General features: G+C 69.3%; 14 protein-coding genes. 9 read left to right on the top strand and 5 right to left on the bottom strand.

Annotated elements, in window-relative coordinates; translation table 11 throughout:
* Nucleotides 1-53 precede the first annotated feature (53 nt).
* Entirely contained in the window at nucleotides 54-1,916 is a 1,863-nt protein-coding gene (locus ACFUPX_RS03890; RefSeq protein WP_383315409.1) for an MFS transporter, read from the top strand.
* Here ACFUPX_RS03890 and ACFUPX_RS03885 read toward each other — a convergent pair.
* Nucleotides 1,913-2,572, bottom strand: a complete 660-nt coding sequence (locus ACFUPX_RS03885; protein WP_383315406.1) for a hypothetical protein — start codon at nucleotides 2,570-2,572, stop codon at nucleotides 1,913-1,915. The genes ACFUPX_RS03890 and ACFUPX_RS03885 overlap by 4 nt on opposite strands.
* Nucleotides 2,573-2,681: 109 nt before the next feature.
* Nucleotides 2,682-4,673, bottom strand: coding sequence for a transglycosylase domain-containing protein (locus ACFUPX_RS03880; protein WP_383315403.1), 1,992 nt, complete (start codon nucleotides 4,671-4,673; stop codon nucleotides 2,682-2,684).
* Nucleotides 4,674-5,211: 538 nt separating this feature from the next.
* Between ACFUPX_RS03880 and ACFUPX_RS03875 the strand changes: the two genes are divergently transcribed.
* Both ACFUPX_RS03875 and ACFUPX_RS03870 read left to right on the top strand, forming a co-directional pair.
* Nucleotides 5,212-6,360, top strand: a complete 1,149-nt coding sequence (locus ACFUPX_RS03875; RefSeq protein ID WP_383315401.1) for a hypothetical protein — start codon at nucleotides 5,212-5,214, stop codon at nucleotides 6,358-6,360.
* Nucleotides 6,357-6,725, top strand: coding sequence for a hypothetical protein (locus ACFUPX_RS03870; RefSeq protein WP_383315398.1), 369 nt, complete (start codon nucleotides 6,357-6,359; stop codon nucleotides 6,723-6,725). The genes ACFUPX_RS03875 and ACFUPX_RS03870 overlap by 4 nt, the downstream gene beginning before the upstream one ends.
* A 78-nt stretch (nucleotides 6,726-6,803) precedes the next feature.
* Here ACFUPX_RS03870 and ACFUPX_RS03865 read toward each other — a convergent pair whose 3' ends face one another.
* From ACFUPX_RS03865 to ACFUPX_RS03855, 3 genes are all read right to left on the bottom strand, one after another.
* The gene (locus ACFUPX_RS03865; protein WP_383315394.1) at nucleotides 6,804-8,099 is read right to left on the bottom strand and encodes a hypothetical protein; all 1,296 of its coding nucleotides are present in this window, start codon (nucleotides 8,097-8,099) and stop codon (nucleotides 6,804-6,806) included.
* 39 nt (nucleotides 8,100-8,138) lie between these two features.
* The gene (locus ACFUPX_RS03860) at nucleotides 8,139-8,339 is read right to left on the bottom strand and encodes a hypothetical protein (protein WP_383315391.1); all 201 of its coding nucleotides are present in this window, start codon (nucleotides 8,337-8,339) and stop codon (nucleotides 8,139-8,141) included.
* 148 nt (nucleotides 8,340-8,487) lie between these two features.
* Nucleotides 8,488-9,021 (bottom strand): helix-turn-helix domain-containing protein, encoded by a 534-nt coding sequence (locus ACFUPX_RS03855; protein ID WP_383315388.1) that lies wholly within the window; start codon nucleotides 9,019-9,021, stop codon nucleotides 8,488-8,490.
* A 214-nt stretch (nucleotides 9,022-9,235) separates the two neighbouring features.
* Between ACFUPX_RS03855 and ACFUPX_RS03850 the strand changes: the two genes are divergently transcribed.
* The 6 genes from ACFUPX_RS03850 to ACFUPX_RS03825 all read left to right on the top strand — a co-directional run bounded on the left by ACFUPX_RS03850 (nucleotide 9,236) and on the right by ACFUPX_RS03825 (nucleotide 11,814).
* Entirely contained in the window at nucleotides 9,236-9,673 is a 438-nt protein-coding gene (locus tag ACFUPX_RS03850) for a helix-turn-helix domain-containing protein (RefSeq protein WP_383315385.1), read from the top strand.
* A gap of 91 nt (nucleotides 9,674-9,764) precedes the next feature.
* Complete coding sequence (locus ACFUPX_RS03845) at nucleotides 9,765-10,145, top strand: hypothetical protein (RefSeq protein ID WP_383315382.1); 381 nt, start codon at nucleotides 9,765-9,767, stop codon at nucleotides 10,143-10,145.
* On the top strand, nucleotides 10,142-10,750 hold the full coding sequence (locus ACFUPX_RS03840; protein ID WP_383315379.1) for a hypothetical protein: 609 nt from the start codon (nucleotides 10,142-10,144) through the stop codon (nucleotides 10,748-10,750). Before ACFUPX_RS03845 ends, ACFUPX_RS03840 begins: the two co-directional genes overlap by 4 nt.
* Nucleotides 10,747-11,217 (top strand): hypothetical protein, encoded by a 471-nt coding sequence (locus tag ACFUPX_RS03835; RefSeq protein ID WP_383315376.1) that lies wholly within the window; start codon nucleotides 10,747-10,749, stop codon nucleotides 11,215-11,217. Before ACFUPX_RS03840 ends, ACFUPX_RS03835 begins: the two co-directional genes overlap by 4 nt.
* A gap of 97 nt (nucleotides 11,218-11,314) precedes the next feature.
* Entirely contained in the window at nucleotides 11,315-11,446 is a 132-nt protein-coding gene (locus ACFUPX_RS03830) for a hypothetical protein (protein WP_383315373.1), read from the top strand.
* The gene (locus ACFUPX_RS03825) at nucleotides 11,446-11,814 is read left to right on the top strand and encodes a hypothetical protein (protein WP_383315370.1); all 369 of its coding nucleotides are present in this window, start codon (nucleotides 11,446-11,448) and stop codon (nucleotides 11,812-11,814) included. Before ACFUPX_RS03830 ends, ACFUPX_RS03825 begins: the two co-directional genes overlap by 1 nt.
* The last annotated feature ends 83 nt before the right edge of the window (nucleotides 11,815-11,897 follow it).

Genomic DNA, 11,897 nt, shown 5'->3' with positions numbered 1-11,897 from the left:
GGGCCCCTGCCACGCCCCCGGCCGGACAGAGAACGACACGGGGAGTGCCGCAAGTGGCCACAGCGGAGCCGACGCGAGCCGACGACGCCGATCCTGATTCCGGCACCGGTGGCGGCACCCGCACCGGGGCGCGAATACAGCTGCCCGCGCAGCGCAGCGCCCACCCCGTAGCGCCCGAGAAGGCCCCCGGGTGGGTCCGGTTCCTGCGGCACCCGGTGACCGTCACGACCCTCGCCGCGGCCCTCCTGCACGTCCTGTGGTTCTTCACCTTCGCCAACAGCGGCGGCGACCTCGCGGCGCAGGACGCCTGGGCCGAGTTCGTCGGACGGCACCCCGACTCCGCGTACAACCTCGCCTGGTACGGCGGGATGCACCCGGTGTCGTACAGCGTCGTGTCGCCGTATCTGATGTCGGTGCTCGGCGTCCGGACCACGATGATGATCGCCGGTACGGTCTCCGCCGCGCTGCTCACCATGATCCTGATCCGCAGCCGTGCGGTGAAGCAGCCCCTGTGGCCCGCGTTCGCGGGCGTCTTCGCGCTGTTCTGCAACGCGGTGTCGGGCCGCGTGACGTACGGCCTCGGCCAGATGTTCGCGCTGATGGCGGTCGCCGCCGTCTTCTGCTGGCCCTACCGCTGGCGCTACAAGCGGTGGGCGAAGGCGCTGGTCGCCGCGCCGTTCGCCGCGCTCGCCACCATGGGGAGCCCGGTGGCCGGACTCTTCGTGGGCCTGGTCGCCGTCGCGCTGTTCCTCAGCAAGCGCTACCCCGGCGCGTACGCGCTCGGGCTCGCGCCCGCGGTCGTCGTGGGCCTCTCCGCGTGGCTCTTCCCGTTCTCCGGCACGCAGCCGATGTCGTTCGGGTCCGCGTCACTGCCCCTGATCTGCTCCGGGCTCGTCTTCTTCCTCGTACCGAAGCAGTGGAAGACCGTGCGGATCACCACCGCGGTGTACGCGGCCTTCGTGCTCGGCGTCTGGCTGATCAGCTCGCAGATCGGCTCCAACATCACCCGCCTCGCGATGTCCTTCGGGGGCGTCGCGCTGCTTGCCGCGCTGCCGTTCACGGTGAAGAAGTCCCGCAAGTGGTACACGATCGTCATGGCGCTGGTCGCCTTCACCGGCTGGGTCGGGTTCAAGGCGGTCGACGACATAGTGCACACGACGCCCCAGGCCTCCTGGACGCGTGAGCTCGCGCCGCTGGTCAACGAATTGCAGGAGGTCGGCGCCGAGAAGGGCCGCGTCGAGGTCGTGCCCGCGCGCAGCCACCGCGAGGCGTCCGCGCTCGCGCCGTACGTGAACCTGGCCCGCGGCTGGAACCGCCAGGCGGACATGGAGCGCAACCCCCTCTTCTACGACGACACCCTCAACTCCGCGAACTACCACGAGTGGCTCCAGCGCTGGTCCGTGCACTTCGTCGTGCTCCCCAAGGGCGAGCCCGACGGCGACGGCGGCAAGCGCGAGGCCGCGCTGGTCGAGAAGGGCCTGCCGTATCTGAAGCAGGTGTGGGTGGACTCGAACTGGCAGCTGTACGAGGTCACCGACGCGACCCCGCTCGCCGATCCGCCCGCGATCGTCGACCGCGCCGAGGCCGGCGGCATGACGATCGAGGTGAAGGCGGCGGGCCGGGTCCTGATCCGCGTCCCGTACTCGCCGTGGCTCAGCATCGTCGACGCCGACGGCAAGGGGGTCGAGGCTCCCAAGGAGACCGAGGAATCCAAGCGGCTGCGCGAGACGGACGAGGACGCCCCCAAGGAGTTCGACAACCTCAACGGCTGCCTGATGGAGGCCAAGGAGGACGCCGAGGGCGACAAGTGGACCGAACTCCTGGCCCCCGGCCCCGGCGTCTACCGCCTGGGCGCCCCCTACCAACTGCCGCGCGGCACAGCCTGCCCGGAGGAAATGCGCGACAGCGCACGCTAGCGGGGGTCCGGGCCGGGGCCTGTGCGTGGCCGGTCGGATGGTGCGTCCCGGCGGCCGTAGTACGCCTGGGCCTCCAGCCACCTGCGGTGCCTGCCGCGTCGTACGCCGACGATGATCGCGATGCCGGCGCCCGCCAGGAGGCCGAGCAGCGGCACGACGACGGTGACGACGATGCCGCCGACGAAGGACGCGAAGTCGGCGTCGTCGCCGGGTGCGAAGGTGAGGGCGCCGCGCGGGTCGTCGCAGAGCACGCGGTAGTCCCCGTCCGTGTCCGCCTTGAGCACGAAGACCCGCTGCCACTCGACGCTGCCCTTGGTCACCGTGAAGGTGCTTTCCGGCGTGGTCACGCGCGGTACGGAGCCGGACGGGCCGGAGACGATTTTGCAGTGCGCACGCGAGTCGAAGGGGCTGCGTACGTAGATGGCGGCGTCGTCATCGGGCCCGATCCGCAGCGTGACGGACCGCCCGCTCGTGAACGCCTCGCCGTCGTCGACGGAGTCCACCGTCGAGGTCAGCGTCAGCACGAAGCTCGCGATGCCGATGCCCACGCAGATCGCGGCGATCACTCCCGCGACGACGAACCACCGTGGCCGGGGCCGCAGTTGCCGCGCGTCGATGCGGGGCGGCGGCCCGGGCGGTGGCCCATAGGGATACATATCGGAACGATGACAGTCGGTGGGGGGTTGGGGAAGGGCGCCATGGGCGGGAGCGGGAGCGGGCTACCGAGAACTGCCGTCCCGGGGCTGGGACTTCACGTAGCCCCGTTCACGTAGTAGTCCCGTCCACGTAATCGCGCCAGATGCGGACGGGGAAGACGTTCCCGTGCTGCGAACGCGCCCCGCCGACCCCCGACATGGGCATGAGCTGCGCCTGGCCCGGACTGGTGCGGAACATCGTCACGGCGGTCGACAACTCCTCGGTGGTGGCGGTGAACCAGGCCGACCGGAGGCGGTCCTGGTCGCCGGTGCGCCCGGCGGCGACCGGCCGGCGGACGGCCGAGGCGCCGACGCCCCGCATCGCGTCGGCGGCTTCGTCGGCCACGTCCGGATCCAGCGCGCGCCGGGCACCGGGCCGCGCGAGCCCGTCGACGGTCACGTCGTCCTTGACGACCTTGGTCACCGAGTAGGGATCGTGCTGCAGGCCACGGTTGACGAAGGTGCTGTAGGCGCCGGCCATGCGGATCGCGCTGGGGGTCGACGTACCGACGGGAAAGGTCTTGTCCAGGCGCGCCATGCTCCCGTCGAGCAGCCCGGAGGCGATGGCGGTGCTCCGCACCCGCTCCAGGCCGACGTCCTTGCCGAGACGTACGTAGGTGGCGTTGCCGCCCTTCGCGAGGGCCTGGCGCAGGGTGGGGTGAGAGGAGTCGGGCTGGACGGCGTCCGGGGTGCTGGTGCCGATGTCGGCGTGGGCGCGGGAGCCGACGGCGGGTGCGGAGGGGCCGCGCAGGAGGCCATCACCACTACCGTCACCGTAGAAGCTGTCGGCCGAGGCGGGCTGCCATGCCGCGTTGCGCCCCTTCGACGTACGGATCCCATGCTCGAGTGCGGAGGCGAGCACGAAGGGCTTGAAGGCGGATCCGACGGGGACGCCGGACGTGTCGGCGTTGTTGGTGAAGTGCTTGGTGGCGTCGGCGCCTCCGTACAGGGCGACGATGGCGCCGTCGGCCGGACGCACGGACGCGGCGCCCACCTGCACGCCCTTGTCGGTGGCGCGCTTCTTCGGATCGATGTCGCGGTCGACGACGCGCTCGACCGAACGCTTCAGGCTCCGCACCTTGTCCCGGTCGAAGGTGGTGTGGATCTGATATCCGCCGCGGGCGAGATCCTTGGCGGTGAGCCCGGTGTGCTGGCGGACGTACTTGTTCGCGACGTCGACGAGGTAGCCGGTCTGCCCGCCGAGACTGGTGGCCCGGGACTCTTTGTGGGGCTCGGGAAAGGTGCTGAACTTCGCCCGCACGCTCTGCTCCATGAGCCCGGCCTTGACCTGCCGGTCCAGGATCCACTTCCAACGGGCCACGGAACGCCGGTGGTTGGCGGCACTGGCGGACGGATCGTACTGTTCGGCGCCTTTCAGGAGGGCGGCGAGGGCGGCGCCTTGGCTGGGGTCCAACTGCCGGGCGGGGATGCCGTAGTAGGCATGGGCCGCGGCCTCGATCCCGTAGGCGCCACGCCCGAACCAACTGGTGTTGAGATACCCCTGAAGGATCTCCCGCTTGCTCTTCTTGCGGTCCACCTTCAGCGCGATGACGAACTCCTTGACCTTCCGCGTCACCGTCTGGTCCTGGGAGAGGTAGGTGTTCTTCACGTACTGCTGGGTGATGGTGGACCCGCCCTGCGTCTCCTGCCCGCGGACCATGTTGACGGCGGCGCGGGCCAGGCCCTTGGGCGAGACTCCGGAGTCGCTGTAGAAGGTGTCGTTCTCGGCGGAGATGACGGCGTTCTCGACGGCATCGGGAATCTCCGAGAGGCGTACGTTCTGCCGGTTGACCTCGCCGGTGCTGACCATCTGGGTGCCGTCGGCCCAGTAGTAGACGTTGGCCTCGCGCTGGGCGGTCGCGTTCTCGTCGGGGATGTCGACGGAGGCGTACACGAGGGCGAAGAGGATGCCGAGGGCGGTGAGACCGAGGGTGAGGGAGCCGAGTCCTTGCCGCCAGGAGGGTATCCACCGCCGGATCCCGCGTCTGCCGCGGCGGGGATAGTCGAGGGTGACTACGGGCCGGCGGCGTGCCCGAGCCCGTATCCGAGCGAGTGCTCCCACTCGAACCCTTGCCCTTGCCCTTGCCCGGGCCCGTACGCGGGGGCGTTTGGGTTTGCGCGGCGGTTTCACCTGTGTGTGTGTCCCCATGCTGGGGGAGAGGTGGGGAAGGGGGCGGGGGGTTGGCCGGGAGGGTATTAGGGGGACGTAACAAGACCGGGGGAGCCCTGGAGCCCTGGGACCTTGGGGCCTTGGGCGCCCACGCATCGGCGATGGGATTCCCCCTCGCCTGGCGGGGCCCGGCCGCGGCGGCTCCCCAAGGCCGCGGCCGGCCCGCCTCCACCATGGGGCCCGCCATACGGGAGTGTGCTGGCCGCCATGGGAGTTAAAGAGCCGTGACGCGGCGGCACGGACCGCCGAGATCCGCGCCACTGGCTCACCTCACGTCTGCCCGAGGCGGGGGCCCCAACACAGGTTGAAATCGCTATGGCCCCAGGAGCGCTCACCCAGCGGCCCGTCGCCAACGGACGGGAAGTCGGGATTGCGGGCGCAATCGGCGCCCCCGCCTGCGAGGCTGTGGTGTGTGACCTATGCAGTGAGTGTGGATACCCGGATCGCCAACGGCACCTCGGAAATGGACGAGCTGCAACGGGTCGGCGCCGGCGCCCTTATCGAGGACGGCTTCGCGTCCGTGGAGGAGATCGCGGGCCCCGACGGCATGGAGGTGAAGCTCCTCGACACCTTTGTGGGAGTACACCCCGGCGGGGCACTGCTCAAGGTCTTCGTGGACGCCCCGGCGCTGGAGTTCGCCGAGGAGGCCGTACGAGAGCTGGTGGAGGAACTCCTCGAACGCACGGATCCGTTGTCGGACTGGACGGTCGAGCGGTGCCAGGTGGAGCTGCACGCGGACCTGGCGAAGGAGAGCCTGGAAGCGGCCGACGGCCCGGACGCCCCACCGGACGACGTCGAGTCCCGCCGGGCACGGCTGATGGGCCTGGCCGGCGGAGCGGCATCCACGGACGCGCCCGGCACACCGGCCGAGACAGAGGCCATCCGCACCAAGATCCGCAACATGGCGCCGAGGCTGGCCGCGGTCGGCAAGGAAATGTTCGGAGTGACGAACGAGAACAACGAGGGCGAGAACGAGAGTGAGAAAGAGAACGAGAGCGGCATCTCCCCGGAGGACGCCTCACTCGCTGCCGGGGCCCTGGTCTGGGGCACGGATGTCCTCCTGGACGAACTGTTCCAGGACGCGCACGCGCTGGACCGCGAGAACACGAACGTCGCCGAATGCGACGGCCCCCTGTGGCTCCTGGACGAACTACCTCCGCGCTACGCCCTCGAGTACGACGCACGCTTCGCCCGCAGATTCCTGGTAACGGCAATCGCGCTGACAACACGGTTGACGGAGGGAAGCTTCAAGGAGCTGAGCTGCGTGGCGGAAGAACTGGCCCTCAAGCTCCTGCTCCGCGACGCGGAGGTAACCCTCGACACCTTCGGCCTCCTGGCCGAGGGCGTCTCCGCGGCGCTGGAGTGCTTCGCCGATCAGGTCTACGAGGACATGGACCACGAGCTGCTCTACGACGACGCGATGGACGGCATCGACGAGAGCGAGGTGGGCGAGGCGCTGGGCATCTCCCCCATGGGCATCTCAAGCTGGTTCACCCCCTTCAACAAGGACGGCTACGTCCACCCGTACGCGGCGGACGAATCCGAGAGCGACGACCCGAGCGGGGGCTCCGCGGCTTGAGCGTCGCGCGTCGCGCGAACCGTGGCTGGCCGGACGGCGCTGCCGCGGGGGCATCACCCGTCGTGCGGAGCACCGGCGCGAGCCTTCGTGAGCTGATGGCCAGGATGGGGCACAGCACTGCGAGGGCGGCATTGATCTATCAGCACGTGGTCAACGGCCGTGACCGGGAGATCGCGAACCGACTCGGCGAGATGATCCGCAAGGACCGGGAGACCAGCAACAGCGGTGACGATCTCTCCGGTGAATGGCACGTAAGTGGCACGGGCCGGATCATGCAGAAGGGCCAGCCCCGGGGAGAACATCCCTTGAGCTGGCCCTTCTCGCTGTGCCCCCGGCAGGATTCGAACCTGCGACACCCGCTTTAGGAGAATGGCGCTCCGGGGCGGGAACGCTGCTGGCCACCCTCCATGTCCGCCCTCTGGCGTAGATCGTTTAGGAGCGGTTTAGGAGATCAACTTTGTGGGGTGCTTCACCAGGTCCACACGACCCCAGAGAGACCGCAGGCCCACGTTTGCCATCGCCTCCCAGAATACGGCTTCGAGCCCTTCCAGGCGCTCAGCCCGCATCGCGGGGGTCGGCTTCTGGTAGTGGGCCTTGATCCCCGGCCGCTTGTGCCCGGCTGCCTCGAACGCCAACGGTTCCTTGACCCCGAGTTCCGACTGCAGGGTGTCGTGCAGTGCGCGCAGTGACCGCATGTCGAGGCCCTCACAGATCGGCTCCCACGCCGCGCGGTACGAGACGCCGCGGCGCTGCTTCCGCTCGTCGCGCCCGTCGCACGCCGGCCGGAAAGTCTTTGCCCAGTTCCCGCGCCGCCACGGCTTCCCGCTCGTCGTGGCAAACAGCCGCTCGTGCGGCCAGTCCTGCATGTGCCAGCCAAGGAGCCGGGCCAGGAACGTCGGGACGTCGACGTCGCGCGTGCGCCACTCGTTCTTGGTCGGCTCCAACTTCACGACGTATCCCTGCTTCACGCCGTGCTCGTCGCGCAGCTGGTACTCGGCGTACTCCTCGGCCACGCGCACGACCGGGCAGGCGAAGGTGCCGGCGCCCCACTGCTCGCGCCGCCACAGCAGCGCGTTGTCGCGGTGCAGGCCGAGGCTCTCACCCCAGTTCATGCCGGTGAAGGCGGTGGCGAGGACGTGGATACCTCGAGCTGGGCCGAGCCGCTCGGCGATGAGCACAGCGTCCTCGGGCCGCACCCCGCCGTCTCGCTTGATCTTGGGCGCCTTCGGTCGGGATGCCTCGCCCGAGGTGTCCCGGGTGCGGCGGCGGCCGAACAGGGGGTTGACGTTGATGTACCCGGCGTCGACGGCCGCGGTCATGATGGTGGACATCAGGCTGACGCAGTGCCCGCGGCTGACGTCCTCGAGGCTCATGGTCTGCTGCCAGGTGTCGACGTCGAACCAGTTGATGGCTGGCATCGGGACGTCCTTCCACCGCGGCAGGATGTGGTTGTCCAGCCGGTCCCACCGGGTGCCGCCTGTCCTGCCCCGCTTCCGCCGTGACGCCATGTAGATCGTGGCGAACTCGCCGAACGTGGTTGCCCGCTTCGCCGGGTCGATCCAGACGCCGGCCTTGATGAGCCTCTCCTGTTCCTGCCCCCACTCGACGGCCAAGTTCTTCGTCTGGAACCCGGGCTCAGTTCCCTTGCCGCCGCTCGGCAGTTTGTAGCAGGCCCGCCACGTGAACTGCTTCGTCGTCTTCCCGTTGCGGACCTTGTAGACCTTCTCTGCGTACGCCATCGCGCCGCCCCCTCGAACTCCGCGCAATACCTGGTGGGTTCAGACCGTCATGGCGTGGGCGGAACAGGTCCGCGCGGTGCGCAGGTTCAGGCGGGGATGCACCTGGGCCAGCGCCTCGTCCACTGCCTGTGCGCCGCTGCTCGTCAGCGCTCCGCGGGTACACAGCGAGGCGTCAACGTAGACGGCGGGATGATCGGGGGTGCGCTCGCGGTCGATCCACACGAGCGTCCGGCGGGGCATACCCGTCACAGAGATCAGACGTACACAAAATTCCACGCACACCAGCACCACCCCTGTCCGATTGGTGGCCCCCTGGTCAGCGTCTGGTCATGGTTCCACACTTTCGGGTCAGTTGTGATCCCTTTGGCCTATGGGGGTGCTCGTCCTGCTATGAGCCGTCAGTGGCGGCAGGTGGCTCTGTGGCGTCGCCCGATTCCAGGCGTGCCCGCGCGCGAGCCCATGCCTGCAACTCCTCGACCAACTCGTCCGGAGACACGCCGGGTTCGCCCTTGACGACGATGACGGCGCGCCCTCTCTCGCCGATCTTGATCACGGTCGTATCCAGCAGCTCGCCGTCATCCGACAGCTCATGCACGATGCGCAGCGGCAGACGCTGATCCTCAAGGTCGACGTCCGCCCGCCCCTGCTTAGCTGCGGTCATGTGCGCCGACACGTGGTGAACGTGGTTCGGGTCGCCGCCCGCCAGCACCTGGTCGACGGAGTCCTCTGTCCAGTGCAGTAGCGAGGCGTACGCGCGGATCGTGCGGGTCGGCTTGGTGTACTCCTGGCCGCGCTCGATGGCCTGGACCGACGACAGGCCGGCGGTCAGGCGGTCCGCGACTTCCTCCTGCGTCAGCCCTTGCCGCTTGCGGTCGGTCTTCAGCGCCCGGCCGAGGTGTACCCAATCACGGTCACGATCCATGGTTCCCCATCATGCCTCATACCTAAGCCTTGAGGTACGGCGGTTCTGAGCCTTTGACCTGCGCATTAACGGCGCTTTTCTGAGACCAGGGTTGCACATTGTGCGCTGCATATGCACTTTGGCGCCCCCTAGTGAGACAGGTGAGGCCTCGTTTTCTGAGGCTTCGTCGTCAGAGTGCTTGACTCGGTACTCAGATTGCACTTAGTTTCTGAGCGTGACGCCGAACGGAAGCCGCATCCGGGCACTCAGAAGCGAGCAGGAACTGAGTCTTCGTGCTCTCGAAGCGCAGACCGGTATCCACCGCAGCTACCTGTCGCGGCTGGAAACCGACCAGATCAAGACCCCGAACCCGGAGCGTCTCCGCGCGGTAGCCCTCGCCCTCGGCGTCGACACCGACGCCATCACCCACCAAGGAGACGACGTGCCCACCAAGGACACGACGCGTGCCAAGGACGAGACCGAGCTCCGCCGCTGGACGCCCGAGGAAGTGGTCGCCGCGCAGCTGCTGCCGTACAAGAGCGCCCGCGTCCTGAAGCAGAAGTGCCACCGCCGAGAGGTCTGGCACCACCAGGACGGCGGGCGGATCAGCTTCACGGCCGAGGACATCCGGCGCAACAACGAGGCGGCGCAGGTCGCGCCCGTCGCCGCCTGACACAGGCCCCACAAACGCCGATGGCCGCTCGCTGCTGGCAGGCCCGAGCGACCACGACCGGCAACCCCAACACCAGAGAAACGAGGTCACCGTGACCGCAGAGAATACCGAACCCGCCACGCAGGACGCCGACAGCACGCAGCGCAACCGCTACATGGCAGCACTCTCCCTGGCCGAGACCCTCATCAGCCAGACGGCCACGCTGCCGACCAGCTTCACGGTCAGGGCGTCCGCGTGGACCGATGACGCACCGGAACTCCGCTTCTACTTCCACCGCGACGTCCCCGGCATGCGGCAGTTCCGCGACGACCAGATGCTCACCGAGACGATGGAGACCCGGGCGGACGGCTCGGTTCACTGCGAGGCGACCCGCGACATGGACGGCGTGCGCGTCAACGCCTGGACTCTCAGCGACCCGCCGACCGACGACGCCGAGCAGAGGACCGCCGACGCCGAGCAGGTGACCGCGTGAGCGCCCCCCTCGACATCGCCGCACACCTCGGTGACGCCAAGCCCGCGACGAACGGCCTGATCGCCACCCTCGCCAAGGCCACGGAACAGGTCCGCGAGCACGAGCACCCGAAGCACGAGGACATCTACTGCCACAACCTGCTCTGGTACATGGGCGAGCGGATGGCCCCCGTGCTGCGCCGCTTGCTCGACGCCGAGGCCCGGATCGCCGAGCTGGAACCCGCAGCCGTCGAGGCAAGGTCGGCACTCGCCGCCCTCTGCTTCGACCTCGACGACCCCGGCACAGCCGCTCTCGGCGCCCTGTATCTGTTGCAGCAGGCGACCGTCGGCACGTCGATGCAGTCGGGCGAGACCGCGCTCACCGTCTACCGCGCGTCGCACGAGTCGATCGTGATGGGCCTCTACACCACGGCCGCCGAGGCGCGCAAGCACTGCGAGACCCTCGCCCACCGCGAGATCCCCGGCGCCACCCTCGACTGGATCGAGGACGACGAGGACCGCGTGGCCGAGCTGGTCGCCGCATTCGGCGAGGACGAGCGGTCGACCGGCTACATCGTCACCGGCCTGGAGCTGGCCTCCGAGTATGACGAGGAGGCCGACGAATGAACACGCGCGCCATCAACAGCGCGGCCGGCGTCATCTGTGCCGCGCAGCAACGAGACCGCACCGCCGCCGGGATCGCCCTCGCCCTCGACGCCGCCGGACACCTCAACTCCCCTGAGCACGCCGCTGAGCTGGAGCAGCTTCGCAAGGAGCGAGAGACCGCACTCGCCCAGCGCAACGCGGTACTCGGCACCAACGAGCAGCTGCAGACGCGCGTCGAGGAAGCGGGACTAGCCCGGATCACCGCAGAGAACGAGGCCCGCACCCTCGCGCGTGCCAACAAGAAGCTGCGCGACCGCGTCGCCGCCCTCGAGGGCGAGCGGGCCGAGTCCCACTCCGTCGACGAGGACCCCATCGCCTACGCCCTCACGCCCAAGGCCGATGCCGTCCGCAACGTCACGCCGCAGGTGCGCAAGCTGCGCGCGCTCCTCGCCGGACAGCGCGAGCAGACGGGCGGCGCCCCGTGCTGACCATGCCCCTGATCCTCGCGTGCATCGCCCTCTACGGGCTCGGCAGCCTGCTCGTCATGTGGGCCGTCGACCGCGACTTCCCCATGGAAGCAAGCCGGTGAGCGCCCGCGACGACATCGCCGCGTGCGCCTGGCTCACCACGCTCAACGCGCTGGACAAGGCCCGGCTCGCCGCCGTGAACGCACTCCTCGCACTGGTCCGCCGCATCAACCGCGAGGGCGGTGCGTGATGGGTTCCGAGCTCGCTATGCCCGAGACGCGCAGCGTCACCGCCGGACAGAACACGGCGGTGGAGCGCCGCGACGCCTCCCGCACGGTCCTCCGGTACGCCCGCGACCGCGACGACCTGCAGCAACTCCTCGCCGCACTCGGCCTCAACAACCCCAAGGAAACGAGCCCCGTGTCCGACAACGACGGCATGACCAACGTCGATGCGCCCGCGCTGGCCCTGCCGCAGATCGCCGTCGACTGCCCGGCCTGTGGTGCTGATGCGGGCGCCCTGTGCACCAGCCACAGCGGCACCCGCGTACGCAAGTACGACATGCACCAGGCCCGCCGCGACGCCTGGACCAAGGAGCCCCCGCCTGCCCGCAACTGACCACCTGACCGGCCGAGCCCGCTACTTCCCCCCGGCGGGCTCGGCCACCCCCACCACCCCGTTCAACCAGAGAGGGCACCACC

Origin of the sequence: Streptomyces sp. NPDC057302 (assembly GCF_042667685.1) — a bacterium.
Classification (GTDB): domain Bacteria; phylum Actinomycetota; class Actinomycetes; order Streptomycetales; family Streptomycetaceae; genus Streptomyces.
The sequence above is the reverse complement of the archived record's forward strand: the minus strand, read 5'-3'. Positions and strand labels throughout refer to the sequence as shown.